This is a genomic window from Allobosea sp. (assembly GCF_030694325.1).
Classification (GTDB): Bacteria; Pseudomonadota; Alphaproteobacteria; order Rhizobiales; family Beijerinckiaceae; genus Allobosea.
Genome location: NZ_JAUXYO010000302.1, coordinates 17,381 through 38,491, shown reverse-complemented (window position 1 = coordinate 38,491; position 21,111 = coordinate 17,381). Strand labels below are relative to the sequence as shown.

Here is a 21,111-nt window from a genome sequence, read left to right as displayed (position 1 = left end):
CGATCTCGATGCGGTGTCGTCCACCCGCATGATCGTCGTCGCCCATGTCTCCGGCCATATCCAGAACGTCAACACCCCGGTCCTGGCCGCCTGCGGCTTCACCCGCGACAGCAACATCGACGGGCTGCTGCGCGATCCGTCCGGGAACCTGACCGGCGAGTTGCTCGGCCCCGCCGTGATGGGCCGCGCCAGCCGGGCGGCCGGCGATGCCGGGCTGATGCGGGAGATGGATGCCGAGGCCTATCGCGCCGAGGCCCTGTGCGAATTGGGCGTTTCCTATGGCGAGAGCGAGCGCCAGCGCTATGACCTGTTCAAGCCCGAGACGATGCGCGGCAACGCCATCGTCCTGTTCATCCATGGCGGCTACTGGCAGGCGCTCGACCGCAGCTTTTTCTCGCATATGGCGCGCGGGCTTAACCGGCGCGGCATTCCTGTGGCGGTCGTCGGCTATGATCTCTGCCCGCAGGTCGAGCTCGGCCACATCGTCTGGGAGATCCAGCAGGCGGCCGCGGCCCTGTGGCAGCGCTACAGCCTGCCCGTGGTCGCCAGCGGCCACTCGGCGGGGGGCCACCTGGCCGCCTGCCTGCTCGCGACCAACTGGGCCAATGTCGAGGAGGGCCTGCCGGAGCATCTGGTGCCGGCCGCCTATGGCATCTCCGGCCTCTACAACCTCAAGCCGCTGACGGAGACCAGCATCAACGGCGCGCTCAAGCTCAGCTTCGAGGCGGCCGAGCGCGAGAGCCCCTTGTTCTGGCCCGCGCCCTCCGGCCTGGTCATGGACGCGGTGGTCGGCGGCGAGGAGAGCGAGGAGTACTTCAAGCAGAGCCGTCGCATCGTCGATGTCTGGGGCCTGTCGGGTGTCCAGACGCGCTATGAGGAGATCGTCGGCGCCAACCACTTCACGGTGATCGGAGGCCTCGCCGATCCCGAGAACGCCATGACGCGCCGCATTGCCGAACTCGCCGGCGCTTGATCTGACAGGCCGTGAGGCTCTATCGAGACATCAGAGAGTCCGCCGGGGGGACTTCAGCCCTCATCCTGAGGAGCCGCGCAGCGGCGTCTCGAAGGATGCTCCAGTTCGTTCAGGAGCCTCCTGGAGCATCCTTCGAGACGCGATTCCTGCGGGCTCGCTCCTCAGGATGAGGGCTATGGAACCCCCCGCCAAAGTCTCAGCAACTCGGGAGTCCGCGATGCAGACCTTCTTCGTCGAGATCAAGTGCAAGCTCGGCAAGACCTACGAGGTCGCCAGCGAACTCGCCGACCGCGAGATCGCCTCCGAGATCTACTCGACGGCGGGCAATTACGACATTCTGGCGAAGTTCCATGTCGCGGCGGATGTCGATATCGGCCATTTCGTCGCCCAGAAGGTGCAGTCGATCCCCGAGATCGCCGACACCCACACGATCATCACCTTCAAGGCCTTCTGAACCGAAGCTGGGGCACCACCGCGCGACGGGCGAATGCGCGAAAGACGATTCGGGCCAAGGGCTTGAATCGATCGTCTCATCCGGCGTGCAAGGATCTTCACAGCCTGATTCAACGGCGCTGCCCCCAAGCCTGCATCCCGCCTGCGCCGCAGGGGCGATACCTGCTTGCGATTAATGCATTCACCGCGCTTGACGACCTCGCCTCATTCGCGCGACCTCGGCTGCTCCTGACATTGAGCCTGCGCCGCCGGAGCCGCCGCGATGAAGAGCAACCTGTCCCCCGATCTCCGCTCCGGCGCGCTCGTCTATCACCGCCAGCCCCGGCCGGGTAAGATCGAGATCCAGGCGACCAAGCCGCTCGGCAATCAGCGCGACCTGGCGCTGGCCTATTCGCCCGGCGTCGCCGCCGCCTGCGAGGCGATCGTCGACGATCCCGCCCAGGCCGCGGAGCTGACCTCGCGGCAGAACCTCGTCGCCGTCATCACCAACGGCACAGCGGTGCTCGGACTCGGCGACATCGGCCCGCTCGCCTCCAAGCCAGTGATGGAGGGCAAGGCCGTCCTCTTCAAGAAATTCGCCGGGATCGACTGCTTCGACATCGAGGTCGAGCAAAAGAACATCGAGAAATTCGTCGAGGTCGTCGCGGCGCTGGAGCCGACCTTCGGCGGCATCAATCTCGAGGACATCAAGGGCCCGGAATGCTTCGAGATCGAGGAGCAGCTCAAGGCCCGGATGAACATCCCGGTCTTCCATGACGACCAGCACGGCACGGCGATCATCGTCTCCGCCGCGATCCTCAACGGGCTCGATCTCGCAGGCAAGAAGATCGGCGACGTCAAGATCGTCGTCTCGGGCGCGGGCGCGGCGGCGCTGGCCTGCCTCAACCTGCTGGTCGAGCTCGGCGCCCAGCGCAAGAACATCTGGGTCACCGACCTGGAAGGCGTCGTCCACAAGGGCCGCAACACCCTGATGGACCGCTGGAAGGAGATTTATGCGCAGGAGACCGACGCGCGCACGCTCGCCGAGGTGATTCCCGGCGCGGACGTGTTCCTCGGCCTCTCGGCCGCCGGCGTGCTCAAGCCCGAGATGGCCAAGGCGATGGGCGAGAAGCCGCTGATCCTGGCGCTGGCCAACCCCAATCCCGAAATCACGCCGGAGGACGCGCTGGCGGTGCGGCCCGACGCGATGATCTGCACCGGGCGCTCGGACTATCCCAACCAGGTCAACAACGTCCTGTGCTTCCCTTACATCTTCCGCGGCGCGCTCGACGTGCAGGCGACGACGATCAACGAGGCGATGAAGCTCGCCGCGGTCCGCGCCATTGCGGCCCTGGCACGGGAGGCGACGTCGGACATCGCGGCGCGCGCCTATGGCGGCGAATCCTCGACCTTCGGGGCGACCTCGCTGATCCCCAACCCCTTCGATCCTCGGCTGATCATCCGGATCGCACCGGCGGTCGCCCAGGCGGCGATGGCGACCGGCGTGGCGCGCAAGCCGCTCGCCGACATCGAGGCCTATCGCGAGGAGCTGTCGCGCTTCGTCTTCCGCTCCGGCTTCATCATGAAGCCGCTCTTCGCCCAGGCGAAGGCCGACCCCAAGCGCGTGATCTATGCCGAAGGCGAGGACGAGCGCGTGCTGCGGGCCGCGCAGGTGGCGCTGGAGGAAGGGCTCGCCGTGCCGATCCTGATCGGCCGCCCGAGCGTGATCGAGAGCCGCGTGCAGCGCTTCGGCCTGTCGATTCGCCCCGGCATCGATTGCGAAGTGGTCAATCCCGAAGACGACCCGCGCTATCGCGATTACGTCCAGACCTATCTCGACATCGCCGGCCGGCGCGGCATCACGCCGGAAGCCGCCCGCTCGCTGGTCCGCACCAACAACACGGTGATCGCCGCGCTCGCGGTGGCGCGCGGCGAGGCGGATGCGATGATCACCGGCCTCGAAGGCCGGTTCATGTCGCGGCTGCGGCACATCAAGGACATCATCGGGCTGGCGCCTGGCGTCTGCGACATCTCTGCGATGACGCTGATCATCACCAACAAGGGCGCCTTCTTCCTCGCCGACACCCATGTGAAGCACGATCCCAGCGCCGAGGAGATCGCCGACATGACGGTGCTGGCGGCGAGCCACGTCGCCCGCTTCGGCATCGAGCCCAAGATCGCGCTGCTGTCGCACTCGGATTTCGGCGCGGCCGACACGCCCTCGGCGCTCAAGATGCGCAAGGCGCTCGGGCTGATCCGCGAGCGCGCGCCGGATCTGGAATGCGACGGCGAGATGGAGGCCGACACCGCGCTGGTGGCGATGGTGCGCGAGCGCGTGCTGCCCTCTTCGCGGCTCAAGGGCGTCGCCAACGTGCTGATCTTCCCGAACCTCGACGCCGCCAACATCGCCTATCAGTTCGCCAAGGTGCTGGCGGATGCGCTGCCCGTAGGGCCGATCCTGATCGGCGCGGCCAGGCCCGTGCATATCCTCACCGGCTCGGTGACCGCGCGCGGCGTCGTCAACATGACGGCGGTGGCGGTCGTGGAAGCGCAGGAGCGCGCAACGGCCGGCTGACACTCGGCTGCCAGCGTTGCGGCGGAGCCACCGGCTCTGCCATGATCGCTGGCACGCCCGCCCCGGTGGGCGTCGTGCCGGTCGGGGGATGCGGGCCTTGAACATCGCGACGATTCTGCGTGCGCTCTGTCTGATGGGAACGATTGCCGTGGCATGGCCGGCGCCCTTGGCCTCGGCACAGGACGCGCCGCTGGGCGCCACGCTGCGGCAGGAGAATGGCTTCCTCCGCGTCCAGGCGAAGGGACGCGAGGTCCGGCTCGAAAGCCTGATCGTCCGGCCCGAGGGTGTGGCGGGGCGGCTGCCGCTGGCGATCATCACCCATGGCCGCAACAGCAGCTCGCTCAGCATGGGCGACCTTCGTGCGACCCGCTACGCCACACTGGCGCGTGATCTCGCCCGCCGGGGCTGGCTCGCCGCCGTGGTGATGCGCCGCGGCGCCGGCCAGTCGGACGGGCCGCTGCCGTCTCTGACCTCCTGCCCGGCTCCCGACATCGCCGGCTCCTTCGGCGACGACGCCGACGACATCGAAGGCGCGCTGCGCATCCTCCAGGCGCGGCCGGATGTCGACGGGCAGCGGGTGATCTTGCTCGGGGAATCGGCCGGAGGTGCCACCGCCATGGCGCTGATTCGGCGCAAGCCGCCGGGCCTGCGCGGCATCATCAACGTCGCCGGCGGGCTCAATCTGGAAGGCTGCACCGAGCGCGGACAGGACGCCCTGGTCGCTGCCATGACCGCGTGGCAGGGGCCGGATACGGTGCCGCAGCTCTGGATCTATGCCCGCAACGATGAACTCTTCCCGCCGCCCCTCGTCGCACGGATGCGCAAGGCGGCGCTCGATGCCGGGGCCGATGTCCGTTTCATCGACCTGCCGGAGCTCAAGCCGCGCGGCCACATAGCCTTCCTTCACGGACAGGCGCGGCATCTCTGGCTGCGCGAGATGGACGCCTCGCTGCGTGCCTGGGGCCTGCCGACCCTGCCCAGCGATCGCGGCCGCTCGTTCCATGCCAAGCTCGGCCTGACGACGCGGCTCGACGCCTTCGAGCGCTATTTCTCCGGGCCCGGCGAGCGGGCGATGGCGTTGAGCCGTGGCAAGAAGCAATTTCGCTACTGGTTCGGCACCGCGGATCTCGAAACCGCCAAGGCCAACGCGCTGCGCGACTGCGGGGCTGTGGCTCCCGACTGCGTGATCGCCTTCGAGAACGATCGGTTCATGCTGGAGTGACGGAGCGGCGGGGAGGTGGCCACGCGCCGATCCGTCCGCCCTCTTGGCGGCGCAGACGAGCCGGGCTCTACTGCAGTCCGGCGAGCCGTGCTCGTCTCGCCCGTCGCAGCAGGGAGAGCGTCTGATGCCGGGATTTCGGAGCCTCGTGCTCGCGATGGGTCTCGTCCTTGCAACGGCAGGGATGGCGCTGGCCCAGGGCGTTCTTCACCGCAGCCATGACGGCGACCCCGGCAGTCTCGATCCGCTGCGGACGACGAGTGTCGCCGAAGCGCATCTGCTGCGCGATCTCTATGAGGGCCTCGTCATCCATACGATGACAGGCGAGATCGCGCCGGGCGTGGCCGAAAGCTGGACCACCAGCGAGGACGGACTGGTCTGGCGCTTCAGGCTCCGGCCGCAGGCGCGCTGGTCGAATGGCGAGCCGGTGACGGCGTCCGATTTCGTGTTTTCGCTGCGGCGCATGGTCGATCCGCGGCAGAGCGCTCCCTATGCACCTCTGCTTTACCCGATCCTGAACGCCGAGCGGATCCATAAGGCGGCCGAGGGCGCGCGGGTGGAGGATCTCGGCGCGTCGGCTCCGGAGCCCGGGTTGCTCGAAATCCGGCTGGAGCGCCCGACACCCCATCTGCTCGAGCTGCTGGCCCATCAGGCCGCCCTGCCGGTCCACCCGGCGACCGCTGACCGCCCCGGCCGGATGGCTGCGCGCGTGGCGGATTGGGTTTCGAACGGCCCCTATGTACTGAAGGAATTCGTGCCCAGCTCGCATATCCGGCTGGACCGCAACCCTGCTTTCCACGCCGCCGCCGATGTCCGCATCGAGACGGTGATGTCCTACCCCATCGCCGATGCGGCGGTCGCGGCGCGGCGCTTCCTGGCGGGCGAACTGCACCTGACCACCGACATCCCCACCGACGAGATCGCTGCCCTGCGCGGGCGGCTGGGCGCGCAGCTGCGCATCTCGCCGGCGCTCGGCACCTATTTCCTGGTGCTCAACACGGCCAAGGCCCCGTTCTCCGATGCGCGGCTGCGCCGGGCGCTGTCGCTGGCGATCGACCGGGAGTTCATCGCCGAACGCGTCTGGGCCGGTACCATGCTGCCGGCCTATGGCGTGATCCCGCCCCATACCGGCAATTATGGCGAACGCGCCGAACTCGACTTCAAGGCCGCCTCGCCGCTCGAGCGCGAAGACGAGGCGAAGCGCCTCATGGCGGCTGCGGGCTATGGCCCCGGCGTGCCGCTGCGGCTCGAACTGCGCTACAATCGCAGCGACAACAACCGGCGCACCATCGCGGCCATCGCGGAACAATGGGCGGCGATCGGCGTCGAGACCTCCCTGATCGAGACCGACAGCGCCGCGCATTTCGCGCATCTGCGCGAGGGCGGCGATTTCGACGTCGCCCGTTATGGCTGGATCGGCGACTATTCCGATCCGCAGAGCTTCCTCTTCCTGTTCCGCAGCGACAACACCGGCTTCAATGTCGGTCGCTATGCCGACCCGCAATTCGACGCGCTGATGACGCTCGCGGCCGGCGAAGCCGATCTTGCTAGGCGCGCCGCGATCCTGCGCGAGGCCGACAGCCTGATCGTGCGCGAACAGCCCTGGATCCCGGTGCTGCACTATTCTCACAGGAACCTCGTTTCGAACCGCCTCGCCGGCTTCGCGCCGAACCCGCAGGGCGCGATTCCGTCGCGCTTCCTGAGCTTTCGCCCCTGACGGAAGCGGGGCTGCCCCTGCATCGACGCCGGCATTCGCCCCTCGCGCCCGGCCCGCGTCTCGGCTAGGAGCGATGCTGTTGGAAACCCGCTGACGAGAGCCGACCGATGTCCCGCATTGTCTATGTGAACGGCGCCTATCTTCCTGAGGAGGACGCCAAGATCTCGATCTTCGATCGCGGCTTCATCTTCGGCGACGGCATCTACGAGGTCTCGGCGGTTATCGGCGGCAAGCTGGTCGATTGCGAGGCGCATCTGGCCCGGCTCGAACGCTCCTGCGGCGAGATCAGGCTGTCCTTACCGTGGTCCAAGGCCGAACTGGTGGCGATCCACGAGGAACTGATCAGGCGCAACAGCCTCGACGAGGGCGGCATCTATCTCGAGGTGACCCGCGGCGCGGCTGATCGCGACTTCCCCTTCCCGAAGGATGTGACGCCGACGCTGGTGATGTTCACCCAGGCCCGCAATTTCGTGGACGCCCCGGCGGCGAAGACCGGCATCAAGGTGGTCTCCACCCCGGATCTGCGCTGGGCCCGGCGCGACATCAAGAGCGTCAACCTGCTCGCTCCGGTGCTGGCCAAGCAGTTCGCGGCCGAAAGCGGCGCGCAGGAAGCCTGGATGATCGAGGACGGCGTGGTGACCGAGGGCGCCTCCTCCACCGCCTGGATCGTCAAGGGCAAGACGCTGATCTCGCGGCCGCTCTCGCACAAGGTCCTGCCCGGCATTACCCGCAAGGCGGTGCTGGCCTATCTCGAAGAGACGGGCTTCGCCTTCGAGGAACGCGAATTCACGCTCGCCGAGGCGCTGGACGCCGAGGAGGCCTTCATCACGTCGGCGACCAGCCTCGTCATGCCGGTGACGACGATCGACGGCCACAGCATCCACAACGGCGCTCCAGGGCCGACCGCGCTGCGCTTGCGCGAAATCTACATTGATTTCGCGCGCAAGGGCGGCGTGCTGGGGTGAGGTTTTCCCAGCCGCTCTCCAGAACCTCCGCCGTCATCCCCGGTGGAGCGAAGCGGAGACCCGGGATCCATGCCTGTACCTCTCCTGGAAACGCTCCGGAATGGGTCCCGGATCGGCGCGGCATTCGCCGCTTGTCCGGGATGACGGCGTGGTTGGCTCGCAAAGGCGGCTAGACCGGACCAGCCACCCGCTCCCCCATCACATAGGTCGCGACCACGTTGCGCTCGTCGCCGAGCGTGATCAGCACGAACAGCTCCTCCGCCAGATCGCGTGCGCTCTCCAGCCGGTGCGCCATGGCGCGCTGGGCGGCAGGGTCGAGCACGACGACATCGGCCTCGTGGCCGGGCTCTAGCGAGCCGATCAGATGGTCGAGCTTCAGCGCCTTGGCGTTGCCGAGCGTGACGGCGTGGAGCGCCGCGAAGGCCGAAAGCGACTGCCCCTGCAACTGCAGCACCTTGTACGCCTCCGACATCGTCCTGAGCATCGAATAGGAGGTGCCGCCGCCGATATCGGTCGCGACCGCGACCGGCACGCCCTCCGCACGGGCGCGGGCCCAGTCGAACAGCCCCGATCCCAGGAAGAGGTTCGAGGTCGGGCAGAAGACGGCGACCGTGCCGCTCTCGGCAAAACGCCGCCATTCGCGGTCGGTCATGTGGATGCAGTGGCCGAGCAGGCTGTTGGGGCCGAGCAGGCCGTAATGCTGGTAGATGCCGGCATAGTCGCCGGGCTCGGGATAGAGCTCGTTGGCGAGCGCGATCTCGGCTCGGTTCTCGTTGATATGCGTCTGGACATGGCAGTCGGGATGCTCGGCGGCGAGTCGCCCGGCGGCTTGCATCTGCTCCGGCGTCGAGGTCACGACGAAGCGGGGCGTGATGGCGTAGAGTTGGCGGCCCCTGCCGTGCCAGCGCTCGATCAGCGCCTTGGAGTCGGCATAGCTGCTCTCGGCCGTGTCGGTGAGCGCTTCGGGCGCGTTGCGGTCCATCATCACCTTGCCGGCGATCATGCGTGTGTTGCGGCGCTCGGATTCGGCAAACAGCGCTTCCGCCGACTGCGGATGGACCGAGCAGTAGATCACCGCCGTCGTGGTGCCATGGCTAAGCAGCTCGTCGAGCAGGAAGGTCGCGAGCTTCTCCGGGTGGCCCTGCTGCGCCAGACGCTGCTCCTCGACGAAGGTGTAGCGGTTGAGCCAGTCCATCAGCTGGGCGCCATAGGAGGCGATCACCTGCGTCTGCGGCATGTGCAGATGGGCGTCGATGAAGCCGGGCATGATCAGGTGGGGGCGATGGTCGGTGACCTGTGTCCCCGCCGGCAGGGTCGGCAGGATGTCCTGCGCCGGGCCGACCGCGCGGATGACGCCGCCCTCGATCACCAGCACCCCATCCGCGACATAACGATGCGCCGCCTCGCCGACGTCGTGCGGATCGGCCACGAACCACAAAAGGCGGCCGCGCAGGGCGCGAGAGGCGGGATTTTCCGTCACAGGCTCAAACTCCGGCTCAATTTCACATCACATCTGCACCAAATCAAAGCTTCCGGCCAAGCGATGATCATGCCTAATCTGAGAGCATGATTTGCGAAGCCGCTGACGAGACATCGCCTGCTTCAACCGCACCGTCATCCCGGACGCAGCGAAGCGGAGATCCGGGATCCATCGTAGAGCACCGGAGCCCTCCGATGGATCCCGGAGCTGCGCGGCTTCGCCGCTTGTCCGGGATGACGGCGGAGATGTGGGATCATGCGTCGCACTCTTGGCACAAGCAGCCGGTGCAGCGTCATGCGTAGCACGCTCCGCTTCCTCCTCGGCGACGAGCTGATCGAGATCGTGGCCTGCGAACCGACGCTGACGGTGCTCGACTGGCTGCGGCTGGAGCGGCGCCTGACCGGCAGCAAGGAAGGCTGCGCCGAGGGCGACTGCGGCGCCTGCACCGTCGTCGTCGGACGGCTCGATCGCGGCCGGCTGCGCTATGAGGCGATCAATGCCTGCATCCGCTTCCTGCCGACGCTGGACGGCTGCCAGCTGCTGACGGTCGAGCATCTGAAACGTCCAGACGGCAGCCTGCACCCCGTGCAGCAGGCGATGGTCGATTGCCATGGCTCGCAATGCGGCTTCTGCACGCCGGGCATCGTGATGTCGCTCTTCGCGCTCTGGCTGAACGAGGATGCGCCATCGGTTGCGCGCACCGAGGATGCGCTGGCGGGCAATCTCTGCCGCTGCACCGGCTACGAGCCGATCATCGCGGCGGCGCAGCGGATGTCGGCTGGTGGCGGCGACCGGCCGGACCGCAAGGCGGTTGCGGCGTGGCTGCACGATCTCGCCGACGAGGAGACGCTCGCCCTCTCCGGACCCGGCGGGCGCTTCCTCGCGCCGGCGACCGTTGCGGGGCTGGCGGATCTGGTGGCCGCCCATCCGCAGGCGACGCTGGTCGCGGGCGCGACCGATGTCGGGCTCTGGGTGACGAAGGGCATGCGGCGGCTCGATCCTGTCATCTCGCTCGGGCGGATCGCGGCGCTGCAGGAGATCGCGGATCGGGGCGACCACCTCGTCTTTGGCGCGATGGCGACCCACGCGGAGGTCCGCCCCTTGCTGGCGTCGCTCTCGCCGCAGCTCGACGAGCTGATGCGCCGCTTCGGCGGCGAGCAGGTCCGCAACGCCGGCACGATCGGCGGCAACATCGCCAATGGCTCGCCGATCGGCGACCTGCCGCCGGCGCTGATCGCGCTGGGGGCGAGGCTGGTGCTGGCGAAGGCGGCGCCTGACGGATTGGCGCGCCGCGACATCCCGCTGGAAGACTTCTTCCTCGACTACCGCAAGCAGGACAGGCGCGAGGGCGAGTTCGTCGAGGCGGTGATCGTGCCCAGGCCGGGGCCGGATGCGCTCATCCACGTCTCGAAGATCTCGAAGCGTTTCGACGAGGACATCTCCGCCGTCTGCGGCGCCTTCCTGCTGCGGCGCGATTCCGCCGGCCGCATCGCGGAGGCTCGGCTGGCCTATGGCGGCATGGCAGGCACGCCCAAGCGCGCCGCCGCGGCGGAGGCGGCGCTGATTGGCCAGCACTGGGACGAGGCCGCCGTCGCTTCTGCTATCGCCGCACTGGCGAGCGACTTCACGCCGCTGAGCGACATGCGCGCCTCGGCCGGCTACCGGCTGACGGTCGCAGGAAACCTGCTGCGGCGGTTCCTGATCGAGACGACGCAGCCCGAGATCGAGACCCGCGTCGCCGGCCCGCTCGCGGAGGCCGCCCATGGCTGATGCGCGCCGCCGGCTCGAAAGCGACACCTCCGCAATGGTCGGAGCGCCGCGCATCCACGATTCCGCCGCCCGCCATGTCGCGGGCGAAGCCGTCTATATCGATGACATCGCCGCGCCCGAGGGGCTGTTGCATGCTTATCTTGGTCTCAGCCGCATCGCCCATGGCCGGCTCGTTTCGCTCGATCTCGCGCCCGTGCTGGCGGCGCCCGGCGTGGTCGCGGTGCTGACGGCGGCCGACATTCCCGGCGTCAACGACATCTCCTCGACGCATCGCCATGACGAGCCGGTCTTCGCGACGCAGACGATCCTGCATCACGGCCAGCCGCTCTTCGCCGTGGTGGCGCAGACGCGCCAGGCGGCACGGGAGGCGGCTGCTCTGGCGCAGGCGGTCTATGTGGAGGCCCCGCCCGTGCTCGATGTCGCGGCGGCGCGCGCAGCCGGCGGCACCCTGGTGACCGACCCGCTCAAGCTCGAGCGCGGCGATGTCGCGGCCGCGCTGGCGGAAAGCCCGCGCCGGCTGAAGGGCTCGATGACGATCGGTGGGCAGGATCATTTCTATCTCGAAAGCCAGATCGCGATCGCCATTCCCGGCGAGGAGGAGGACATGCAGGTCTTCTCCTCGACGCAGCACCCGAGCGAGGTGCAGCACATGGTGGCGCAGGTGCTGGGCGTCGCCTCCCATGCCGTCACCGTCGAGGTCAGGCGCATGGGCGGCGGCTTCGGCGGCAAGGAGACGCAGTCCAACCTCTTCGCCTGCGTCGCGGCACTCGCCGCCCGCAAGCTGAAGCGGCCGGTGAAGCTGCGGCCCAACCGCGACGACGACATGATCGTCACCGGCAAGCGGCACGACTTCGTCGTCGATTACGAGATCGGCTTCGACGACGAGGGACGCATCCATGCGGTCGACGCGGTCTATGCAGCGCGCTGCGGCTGGAACGCGGATCTGTCGGGGCCGGTGACGGACCGGGCGTTGTTCCACATGGACAATTGCTATTTCTACCCGGCGGTGCGCGCCCGCTCCGAGCCGCTTTTGACCCACACCGTCTCGAACACGGCCTTTCGCGGCTTCGGCGGGCCGCAGGGCATGGTCGGGGCGGAGCGCTTTATCGAGGAGGTCGCCTTCGCGACCGGGCTCGACCCGCTGGAGGTGCGCCGGCGCAACCTCTATGGCGGCAGGCCCGGCGAGGGGCCCGGCCGCGATCTGACGCCCTATCACCAAACCGTGACCGACAACATCGCGGGCGAGGTGATCGAGCGGCTGGAGCGCTCCTGCGACTATCGCGCAAGGCAGGCGGCGATCCGGGAGGCCAATGCCACAAGCCCCATCGTGAAACGCGGCATCGCGCTGACGCCGGTCAAGTTCGGCATCTCCTTCACGGCGACCTGGTACAATCAGGCCGGCGCCTTGGTGCATGTCTACACCGACGGTTCGGTGATGCTGAACCATGGCGGCACCGAGATGGGCCAGGGGCTCTACGTCAAGGTGGCGCAGGTGGTCGCGCAGGCCTTCGGCATCGGCCTCGACCAGGTCAAGATCACCGCGACGACGACCGGGAAGGTGCCCAACACCTCCGCCACCGCCGCCTCCTCCGGCTCGGATCTCAACGGCATGGCGGCGCTCGACGCCTGCGAGACGATCAAGGCGCGGCTGACCGAATTCGCCGCCCGGCACTGGCAGGAAAGCCCGGAGGCAATCGTCTTCCGGCCGGGCTTCGTGCAGGTCGGCGCCCGCGAGATCGCCTTCGCCGATCTCGTCAAGGCGGCCTATATGGGTCGGGTCCAGCTTTCGGCCACGGGCTTCTACGCGACGCCGAAGATCCATTGGGACCGCAAGGCTGGGCGCGGCCAGCCCTTCTATTATTTCGCCTATGGGGCGGCGGCGGCCGAAGTCGCGGTCGATACGCTGACCGGGGAATACAAGGTCGAGCGCGTCGACATCCTGCATGATTGCGGGGCCTCGCTGAACCCCGCCATCGACAAGGGCCAGATCGAGGGTGGCTTCATCCAGGGCATGGGCTGGCTGACGACCGAGGAACTGGTCTGGGATGCCAAGGGCGTGCTGAAGACGCATGCACCCTCGACCTACAAGATCCCCGTCGCCTCCGACCGGCCACGCATCTTCAACGTCGCGCTGCTGGAGAACGCCCCCAATCGCGAAGCGACGATCCACCGCTCGAAGGCGGTCGGCGAGCCGCCGCTGATGCTGGCGATCAGCGTGCTGCATGCGCTGTCGGACGCGGTGGCGAGCGTCGGCGGGCACAAGGTCTGTCCGAGGCTCGATGCGCCCGCGACGCCCGAGCGGGTGCTGGCGGCGGTGGAGCGGGTTCGGGCGGAGGCGGCCTCATGACCGGTGCTCCATTGCATCCCCACGCTACGCGAACCCACCGCGGGGAACCCTCTCCCGTAGGGAGAGGGCAGGGTGAGAGGTCGGCCGTTGGACGCTTGAGGCAGAACCTCACCGCCGTTTCGCCGAAATGCATGAGCTTGGCTGGTCCAGGGGCCTACACCTCACCCCTGCCCCTCTCCTTACAGGAGAGGGGTTCCCCGCGCCTTCTGGATGAAGGTGGCAGGTCATGACCCCCGCCGCCTTTCTCGCCCGCCACCGCTCAGACGGCGCCATCCTCGTTACCCTCACCGACGCCGCGGGCTCGACTCCGCGCGAGGCCGGCACGGCGATGGCGGTGAGCGCAACCGGCGCGGCCGGGACAATCGGCGGCGGGCAGCTCGAATTCCATTGCCTCGACATTGCCCGGGCGATGCTCGCCAGCGGCGAGCGCGAACGAAGCCTCGACATCCCGCTCGGCCCGCAGATGGGCCAGTGCTGCGGCGGACGGGTGCAGGTCTCACTGCGGCGGGCCATATCGGCCGACATCGCGATGCAGGTCGCGCGAGAGCGGGCCGAGGCCGAGACGCGCCCGACCGTGCTGGTGTTCGGAGCCGGGCATACCGGGCGCGCCCTCGTTCAAGCGCTGGCCCCCTTACCTTTCCGGGTGACGCTGATCGACGATCGCGATGGCGTCATGGACGGGCTGCCGGCCGCGGTGACCTGCATCCGCGTGGCCGATCCCGTCGCGGTCATCGCCACGGCGCCGGCCGGCGCCGCCCATGTCGTTCTCACGCATAGCCACGCGCTCGACTACCGCTTGGCCGAGGCCGTGCTGCAGCGGGGCGATGCGGCCTATGTCGGCATGATCGGCTCGGCGACCAAGCGAGCGCGCTTCGAGGCCGGCTTCCTGCGCAGTGGGGGGCGACGCGAGGCGCTGTCGCGCCTCACCTGCCCGATCGGCGGCGGCGATGTGGACGACAAGCGCCCCGAGGTGATCGCGGCCTTGACGGCCGCCGAACTGGTGCGGAGTTTGCTTCGGAAACCAGAGGCTTCCCGCGGAGCCGGAGCGGAGGAACGAGCCGGCCATGACGCAACCGCCTGACCAGACGGTTCGCCCCCGGCTCGCCCTGTCGGGCATCTCCAAGAGCTTTCCCGGCGTGAAGGCGAACGAGGACATCAGCCTCGGCGTTGCGCCGGGCGAGATCCACGCTTTGCTGGGCGAGAACGGGGCGGGCAAGTCGACCCTGGTCAAGATCATCTATGGCGTGCAGCAGGCCGATGCCGGGACCATCGCCTGGGACGGTGCGCCGGTCTCGATCCCCTCGCCCAAGGCCGCGCGGCGGCTGGGCATCGGCATGGTCTTCCAGCACTTCTCGCTCTTCGACGCGATGACGGTGATCGAGAACATCGCGCTCGGTCTCGACGAGGCCTGCGACACGAACGAACTCAAGGGCCGCGTCGCGGCGATCCTGGAAAGCTACTCGCTGCCGCTCGACCCCGAGCGCGAGGTCCATACGCTGTCGGTCGGCGAGCGGCAGCGCATCGAGATCGTGCGCTGCCTGCTGCAGAATCCCCGGCTGCTGATCATGGACGAGCCGACCTCGGTGCTGACGCCGCAGGAGGTGGACAAGCTCTTCGGCACGCTGCGCCAGATCGCGTCGCAGGGCTGCGCGATCCTCTACATTTCGCACAAGCTGCATGAGATCAAGGCTCTGTGCGAGGCCGCCACGATCCTGCGGGCTGGCCGGGTCGTCGCCACCTGCGACCCGCGCGTCGAGAGCACGAAGCGCATGGCCGAGCTGATGATCGGCGCCGAACTGCGCCAGATCGAGCATGGCGGAAGCGCCGGCGCCGGGCCCGTGCGGCTGTCGGTCTCCGCGCTGACGCTTCCCGGCGAGCCGCCCTTCGGCACCGATCTGCGTGCGGTGGCCTTCGAGGCGCGGGCCGGCGAAATCCTCGGCATCGCCGGCGTCGCGGGCAACGGCCAGTCGGAACTGCTGACCGCCCTGTCCGGCGAGCGGCCGGCGAACACGGCCGATGCGGTCACACTAGACGGGAAACCGGTGGGGCGGCTGGATGCGGGCGCGCGCCGGGCGCTCGGGCTCTGCTGCGTGCCGGAAGAGCGCAACGGCCATGCCGCGGTGCCCGATTTCTCGCTCGCCGATAATGCGGTGCTGACCGCGCGCCACCGCCTGCCGCTGACCCCGCTCGGGATGATCAGCACGGGAGACGTCAAGCGCTTCGCCGATTCCGTGATCAAGCGCTTCGACGTCCGCACCACCGGGACGGCAGCGCTCGCCCGCTCGCTGTCGGGCGGCAATCTCCAGAAGTTCATCATGGGCCGGGAGATCGGCCAGACACCGGGCGTGCTCGTCGTCTGCCAGCCGACCTGGGGCGTGGATGCCGGGGCCGCGGCGGCAATCCGGCAGGAACTCGTCGATCTCGCCGAAAAGGGCTCGGCCGTGGTGGTGATCTCGCAGGATCTCGACGAACTGCTCGAGCTGGCCGACCGGCTCTGTGTCATCAATGAGGGGCGGCTGTCGGCCCCGCGCGCTGTCGCCAGCCTCGGCATCGACGAGATCGGCCTGATGATGGGCGGGGTGCATGGCGAGAGCGAGGTCGCCCATGCTTGAGGCTTTCACCTTGCCGCTCGCCTCGACGGAAACCCCTCCCCCTTGTGGGGAGGGGCAGGGGTGGCGGTCGCAAAGTCAAAGCGCGCGGCCCCGGCTACGCGGCGCGGCGCCCATACCGGCTCCCGCTCGCCAAGCGGGACCACCCCCATCCCCCTACCCTTCCCCACAAGGGGGAAGGGAGGCGCCCTCGCCGGCCAGCGACAGAGGCAACGCCCATGCTTGAATGGCGCCGCCGCCGCGAGCCGAGCATGCTGATGCTCTGGCTCAGCCCGCTGATCGCGATCGGGCTGACGATGCTGCTGGGCATGATCGTCTTCACGGCGATGGGCTATGACGGCTTTCATGCGGTCGAGAGCATCTTCGTGACGCCCTTCATCGAGCCACAGCGCTGGCCCGATCTCGGCGTCAAGGCGGCGCCGCTGGTGATGATCGCGCTCGGGCTCGCCATCGGCTTCCGCGCCAATGTCTGGAACATCGGCGCCGAGGGCCAATACATCATGGGCGCCATCGCCGGCACCGGCGTGGCCCTGGTGACGCATGAGATGACCGGCTGGTGGATCCTGCCCGCGATGGCATTTGCAGGGGTGCTCGGCGGCATGGCCTGGGCGGCCGTGCCGGCCTTCCTGCGTGTGCGGCTGCAGGTCAGCGAGATCCTGACGAGCCTGATGCTGACCTATGTCGCGGTTCAGGGCCTCTATTACCTGGTGCGCGGGCCCTGGAAGGACCCTGACGGCTTCAACTTTCCGCAGACGCGGATGTTCGGGGCCGACCAGACCTTGCCGGCGATGATGGAGGGCTCGCTCGTCCATCTCGGCATCCCCGCAGCGCTCGTGATCGCGCTCGTCGCCTGGCTGCTGATGGAGAAGACGACCGCCGGCTACGCAGTCAGGGTCGTGGGGCTGGCGCCCGCCGCCGCGCGCCACGGCGGCTTCAGCGCCGACCGGGTGACCTGGGCGACGCTGCTCGCCAGCGGCGGGCTCGCCGGCCTGGCCGGGCTCTTCGAGGCGGCCGGCCCCTTCGGGCAGCTCACGCCCCAATTCCCGACCGGCTATGGCTTCACCGCGATCATCGTGGCCTTCCTCGGCCGACTGAACCCGCTCGGCATCGTCTTTGGCGGTGTCGTGCTGGCAGCGACCTATGTCGGCGGCGAGATCGCGCAGACGACCGTGCGGCTGCCTCAGGCCGCGACCGGCATGTTCCAGGCGCTGCTGCTCTTCGTGCTGCTGGCGACCGACGTGCTGGTGAAATACCGCATCGGCTGGAAGGCGCGGGCGGCATGAGGGGGCGGGCACGCACGCTTGTCATTCCGGGGCTTCGCGCAGCGAAGAACCCGGAACCCACGACCGGGCGAGACCACACGGCTGGGCGGGACGAAGGACGAAACGCTCACCCGGTCGTGGGTTCCGGGTTCGCGCCACTGGCGCGCCCCGGAATGACAGGGGTTGCGTTATGACCACCGCCATCCTCGTCTCGATCCTGATGACCCTCATTGCCGCCTCGACGCCGATCCTGCTGGCGGCGCTGGGGGAACTCGTCACGGAGAAGGCCGGCGTGCTCAATCTCGGCGTCGAGGGCATGATGCTGTGCGGGGCCGTCGCGGGCTTCGCGGTCGCGTTCAGCACCGGCAGCACGATGCTCGGCCTTCTGGCCGCGATGGTGGCGGGCGTGGCGACGGCGATGGTGTTTGCTGTCTTGACGCTGTCGCTGACCGCCAACCAAGTCGCCACCGGGCTTGCTTTGACGATCTTCGGCATCGGCGCCTCCTCGCTGATCGGCGCGGGCTTCGTCGGCCGCACGATCACGCGGCTCGACCCGGTGTTGCCGGCCGCACTCTCGGAGCATCCCCTGCTGCGCGCGATCTTCGGCCACGACATCGTCGTCTATCTCTCGCTCGCGCTGGTGCTCGGCGTCAGCCTGTTCCTGAGACGCACGCGGCCGGGCCTGATCCTGCGCGCGGTCGGCGAGAACGACGCTTCGGCCCATGCCATCGGCTACCCCGTCATCGCCATACGCTATGCGGCGATCGCCTTCGGCGGGGCATTGGCGGGGCTGGGCGGGGCCTATTTCTCGCTGGCGCTCACGCCGATGTGGGCCGAGGGGCTGACCGCGGGACGTGGCTGGATCGCGCTCGCGCTCGTCGTCTTCGCCGCTTGGCGCCCGGGCCGGCTGCTGCTCGGCGCCTATCTCTTCGGCTCGGTCATGACGCTCGAGCTCCAGGCCAAGGCGGCCGGCATCACCTGGCTCGCACCGGAACTCCTCGCGATGACGCCCTATCTTGCGACAATCGCGGTTCTGACCATGATGTCGCTAGGCCGCAAGACGGGCCGGCTCAATGCGCCGGCCTGCCTCGGCAAGCCGTTCTCGGCGTCCTGACGCCGCCCCGCAACCGGAGACTCCCCTCATGACCTCGATCATCACCCGCCGCCGGTTCAATTTCGGAGCCGGCGCCAGCGCCGCGGCTCTCCCGCTGATCGGAACGGGCGCCCGTGCCCAGGCGCCGTTGGGCGTCGGCTTCATCTATGTCGGCCCGATCGGCGACCATGGCTGGACCTGGACCCATGATCAGGGTCGTCTGGCGATCGAGAAGGAGTACGGCGCGAAGATCAAGACGAGCTTCATCGAGAAGGTGGCGGAGGGCCCCGATGCGGCGCGCGCGATCCGCCAGCTCGCCCAGGCCGGCAACCAGCTCATCTTCACGACCTCGTTCGGCTTCATGAACCCGACGATCCAGGTCGCCAAGCAGTTCCCGAAGCTGAAATTCGAGCACGCCACCGGCTATCAGCGCGCCGAGAACGTCGCGACCTACAATGCCCGCTTTTATGAAGGCCGCGCGGTCATCGGCACCATTGCCGGGCACATGTCGAAGTCCGGCCAGGCCGGCTATATCGCCTCCTTCCCAATTCCCGAGGTGGTGATGGGCATCAACGCCTTCACGATCGCCGCCCGCAAGGTGAACCCGAACTTCAGGACCAAGGTGATCTGGGCCTCGACCTGGTACGATCCGGCCAAGGAAGCCGACGCCGCCAAGGCGTTGATCGACCAGGGCTGCGATATCATCACCCAGCACACCGACTCGGCGGCGGCTCTCCAGGCGGCCGAGCAACGCGGCGTCTTCGCCTTCGGCCAGGCCTCCGACATGAAGGCTTTCGCCCCCAAGGCGCATTTGACCGCGATCGTCGACGACTGGTCCGGCTACTACATCAAGCGCGTCAAGGAGGTGATGGACGGCACCTGGAAGAGCGGTGACGTCTGGGGTGGCATCAAGGACGGCATGGTCAAGATCGCACCCTATAACGACGCCGTGACACCGGCTGCGCGCGCCGCCGCAGACGAGGTCACGAAGGGCATCGTCGCCGGCACGCTCCACCCCTTCACGGGCGAGCTGAAGGACCAGAAGGGCGAGGTGCGGCTGAAGGCCGGCGAGACCGCATCGGACGCGATCCTGTCCAAGATGGACTGGTATGTCGACGGCGTGCAGGCCTGAGATCGCCGTGACGGTGACGACTTCCTCGGCGTCATCCCGGACGTAGCGAAGCGGAGCTCCGGGATCCATCGTAGGGAATTGCGCTCTACGATGGATCTCGGATCAGCGGCTTCGCCGCTTGTCCGGGATGGCCTGGAGGTTCACCGGGCAGTCAAAGATTCTCCGGCAAGAACCCCTTGCAGATATTTTAAGCTTGAAACAATATGCCCCCATCGTGCGATCAAGGAGGTCGAGGGGACCCCTGTCGCGCTGTCGCTTTCTCGCTCGTCCCGGGAGGACATTCGACATGACGCTCAAATTCTCGCTTTCGCTCGGTGCCGGCGTCCTCGCCCTCGGCATCGCCTCCGCCCAGGCGCAGGAGCCGCTCAAGATCGGCGTCGTCAGCGTGCTGACAGGTCCGGCGGCCGCGCTCGGCCAGCAGGTCCGCGACGGCTTCCAACTCGCGGTCGACCAGAACGGCGGCAAGCTCGGCGGCGTGCCGGTGCAGATCACGGTGATCGACGACGAACTCAAGCCCGACGTCGCCGTCGGCAAGGTCAGGGCCTATGTCGAGAGCGCCAAGGCGGACTTCGTCGTCGGCCCGGTGTTCTCGAACATCCTCGGCGCGATCGCCAAGCCGGTGCTGGACTCCGGCGCCTTCCTGATCTCGCCCAATGCCGGCCCCTCGACCATGGCCGGCAAGGGCTGCCACCAGAACTTCTTCGTGACCTCCTACCAGAACGACCAGGTCCACGAGGTGCTCGGCAAGCATGCGCAGGACCAGGGCTACAAGCGCGCCTACATCATCGCGCCGAACTATCAGGCGGGTAAGGACTCGCTCGCCGGCTTCAAGCGCTATTTCAAGGGCGAGATCGTCGACGAGGTCTATGCGCCGCTGACCTCGATGGACTTCGCCTCCGACCTCGCCAAGATCGCCTCGACCAAGCCGGATGTGGTCTTCGCCTTCCTGCCGGGGGGCCTGGGCGTCAACTTCGTCAAGCAGTGGTCGCAGGCCGGCCTGCAGGGCAAGATCCCGTTCCTCTCGGCCTTCACGGTCGACGAGTCGACGCTGCCGGCGCAGCAGGATGCGGCGGTGGGCCTGTTCGGCGGCATGACCTGGGCGCCGAACATGGACAACCCGCAGACCAAGGCCTTCGTCAGCGCCTATGAGGCCGCCTACAAGATCGTGCCGGGCTCCTACGCCCAGCAGGCCTATGACGCCGCGATGCTGATCGACTCGGCGGTCAAGGCGGCCGGCGGAACGGCCGACAAGGACAAGCTGCGCGCGGCGCTCAAGAAGGCCGACTTCACCTCGCTGCGCGGCAAGTTCAAGTTCAACACCAACGGCTACCCGATCCAGGACTTCTACCTGGTCAAGGCCGCCAAGCGCGCCGACGGCAAGTTCCAGACCGAGATCGTCTCGAAGGTGTTCACGGACTACGCCGACCCGCATGCGAAGGACTGTGCGCTGAAGTAAGCCTCTTCGTCATTCTCGGGCGAAGCGCAGCGCAGACCCGAGAATCTCTTTCCTGAGATGCTCGGGTCAAGCCCGAGCATG

At 68.1% G+C, this 21,111-nt stretch carries 15 protein-coding genes; 14 read left to right on the top strand and 1 reads right to left on the bottom strand.

Features of this window, described 5'->3' with window-relative positions; all coding sequences use genetic code 11:
- The 6 genes from Q8M82_RS19580 to Q8M82_RS19555 form a co-directional block, all read left to right on the top strand.
- Positions 1 to 973 (top strand): alpha/beta hydrolase (locus tag Q8M82_RS19580; protein WP_305692969.1); only part of this gene is annotated, 973 nt, incomplete at its 5' end.
- Positions 974 to 1,190: 217 nt separating this feature from the next.
- Entirely contained in the window at positions 1,191 to 1,427 is a 237-nt protein-coding gene (locus tag Q8M82_RS19575) for an Lrp/AsnC ligand binding domain-containing protein (RefSeq protein ID WP_038361355.1), read from the top strand.
- 261 nt (positions 1,428 to 1,688) lie between these two features.
- Positions 1,689 to 3,980: an NADP-dependent malic enzyme gene (locus Q8M82_RS19570; protein WP_305692968.1), complete on the top strand. Its 2,292-nt coding sequence runs from the start codon at positions 1,689 to 1,691 to the stop codon at positions 3,978 to 3,980.
- Between the two features lie 97 nt (positions 3,981 to 4,077).
- Positions 4,078 to 5,202, top strand: coding sequence for an alpha/beta hydrolase family protein (locus Q8M82_RS19565; protein WP_305692967.1), 1,125 nt, complete (start codon positions 4,078 to 4,080; stop codon positions 5,200 to 5,202).
- Positions 5,203 to 5,326: 124 nt separating this feature from the next.
- Positions 5,327 to 6,916, top strand: a complete 1,590-nt coding sequence (locus Q8M82_RS19560; RefSeq protein ID WP_305692966.1) for a peptide ABC transporter substrate-binding protein — start codon at positions 5,327 to 5,329, stop codon at positions 6,914 to 6,916.
- A 107-nt stretch (positions 6,917 to 7,023) separates the two neighbouring features.
- Positions 7,024 to 7,881 (top strand): D-amino-acid transaminase, encoded by an 858-nt coding sequence (locus Q8M82_RS19555; protein ID WP_305692965.1) that lies wholly within the window; start codon positions 7,024 to 7,026, stop codon positions 7,879 to 7,881.
- A 169-nt stretch (positions 7,882 to 8,050) separates the two neighbouring features.
- Here the strand turns inward: Q8M82_RS19555 and guaD are convergent, their stop codons facing one another.
- Positions 8,051 to 9,361: a guanine deaminase gene (gene guaD / locus Q8M82_RS19550; protein WP_305692964.1), complete on the bottom strand. Its 1,311-nt coding sequence runs from the start codon at positions 9,359 to 9,361 to the stop codon at positions 8,051 to 8,053.
- A 294-nt stretch (positions 9,362 to 9,655) separates the two neighbouring features.
- On the opposite strand from guaD, the gene xdhA reads away from it, so the two are divergent.
- The 8 genes from xdhA to Q8M82_RS19510 all read left to right on the top strand — a co-directional run bounded on the left by xdhA (position 9,656) and on the right by Q8M82_RS19510 (position 21,030).
- Positions 9,656 to 11,131, top strand: coding sequence for a xanthine dehydrogenase small subunit (gene xdhA, locus Q8M82_RS19545; RefSeq protein ID WP_305692963.1), 1,476 nt, complete (start codon positions 9,656 to 9,658; stop codon positions 11,129 to 11,131).
- A 34-nt stretch (positions 11,132 to 11,165) separates the two neighbouring features.
- On the top strand, positions 11,166 to 13,478 hold the full coding sequence (gene xdhB / locus Q8M82_RS19540; RefSeq protein ID WP_305692970.1) for a xanthine dehydrogenase molybdopterin binding subunit: 2,313 nt from the start codon (positions 11,166 to 11,168) through the stop codon (positions 13,476 to 13,478).
- Positions 13,479 to 13,704: 226 nt separating this feature from the next.
- Entirely contained in the window at positions 13,705 to 14,559 is an 855-nt protein-coding gene (gene xdhC, locus Q8M82_RS19535; RefSeq protein ID WP_305692962.1) for a xanthine dehydrogenase accessory protein XdhC, read from the top strand.
- A complete protein-coding gene (locus Q8M82_RS19530; protein ID WP_305692961.1) occupies positions 14,543 to 16,090 on the top strand; it encodes an ABC transporter ATP-binding protein in 1,548 nt (515 codons plus the stop codon). Before xdhC ends, Q8M82_RS19530 begins: the two co-directional genes overlap by 17 nt.
- Before the next feature lie 215 nt (positions 16,091 to 16,305).
- The gene (locus tag Q8M82_RS19525) at positions 16,306 to 17,370 is read left to right on the top strand and encodes an ABC transporter permease (RefSeq protein WP_305692960.1); all 1,065 of its coding nucleotides are present in this window, start codon (positions 16,306 to 16,308) and stop codon (positions 17,368 to 17,370) included.
- A 169-nt stretch (positions 17,371 to 17,539) separates the two neighbouring features.
- Positions 17,540 to 18,463: an ABC transporter permease gene (locus Q8M82_RS19520; protein WP_305692959.1), complete on the top strand. Its 924-nt coding sequence runs from the start codon at positions 17,540 to 17,542 to the stop codon at positions 18,461 to 18,463.
- A gap of 28 nt (positions 18,464 to 18,491) precedes the next feature.
- On the top strand, positions 18,492 to 19,574 hold the full coding sequence (locus tag Q8M82_RS19515) for a BMP family ABC transporter substrate-binding protein (RefSeq protein WP_305692958.1): 1,083 nt from the start codon (positions 18,492 to 18,494) through the stop codon (positions 19,572 to 19,574).
- A gap of 286 nt (positions 19,575 to 19,860) precedes the next feature.
- Positions 19,861 to 21,030, top strand: coding sequence for an ABC transporter substrate-binding protein (locus Q8M82_RS19510; protein WP_305692957.1), 1,170 nt, complete (start codon positions 19,861 to 19,863; stop codon positions 21,028 to 21,030).
- The last annotated feature ends 81 nt before the right edge of the window (positions 21,031 to 21,111 follow it).

What these genes read in the sequence shown, in the direction of transcription:
- Q8M82_RS19530 (WP_305692961.1), top strand. Translation starts at nt 14,543, where the DNA reads ATGACGCAACCGCCTGACCAGACGGTTCGCCCCCGGCTCGCCCTGTCG.
- Q8M82_RS19510 (WP_305692957.1), top strand. Translation starts at nt 19,861, where the DNA reads ATGACGCTCAAATTCTCGCTTTCGCTCGGTGCCGGCGTCCTCGCCCTC.
- Q8M82_RS19525 (WP_305692960.1), top strand. Translation starts at nt 16,306, where the DNA reads ATGCTTGAATGGCGCCGCCGCCGCGAGCCGAGCATGCTGATGCTCTGG.
- Q8M82_RS19555 (WP_305692965.1), top strand. Translation starts at nt 7,024, where the DNA reads ATGTCCCGCATTGTCTATGTGAACGGCGCCTATCTTCCTGAGGAGGAC.
- xdhC (WP_305692962.1), top strand. Translation starts at nt 13,705, where the DNA reads ATGACCCCCGCCGCCTTTCTCGCCCGCCACCGCTCAGACGGCGCCATC.
- xdhA (WP_305692963.1), top strand. Translation starts at nt 9,656, where the DNA reads ATGCGTAGCACGCTCCGCTTCCTCCTCGGCGACGAGCTGATCGAGATC.
- Q8M82_RS19575 (WP_038361355.1), top strand. Translation starts at nt 1,191, where the DNA reads ATGCAGACCTTCTTCGTCGAGATCAAGTGCAAGCTCGGCAAGACCTAC.
- Q8M82_RS19560 (WP_305692966.1), top strand. Translation starts at nt 5,327, where the DNA reads ATGCCGGGATTTCGGAGCCTCGTGCTCGCGATGGGTCTCGTCCTTGCA.
- xdhB (WP_305692970.1), top strand. Translation starts at nt 11,166, where the DNA reads ATGGTCGGAGCGCCGCGCATCCACGATTCCGCCGCCCGCCATGTCGCG.
- Q8M82_RS19515 (WP_305692958.1), top strand. Translation starts at nt 18,492, where the DNA reads ATGACCTCGATCATCACCCGCCGCCGGTTCAATTTCGGAGCCGGCGCC.
- Q8M82_RS19570 (WP_305692968.1), top strand. Translation starts at nt 1,689, where the DNA reads ATGAAGAGCAACCTGTCCCCCGATCTCCGCTCCGGCGCGCTCGTCTAT.
- Q8M82_RS19520 (WP_305692959.1), top strand. Translation starts at nt 17,540, where the DNA reads ATGACCACCGCCATCCTCGTCTCGATCCTGATGACCCTCATTGCCGCC.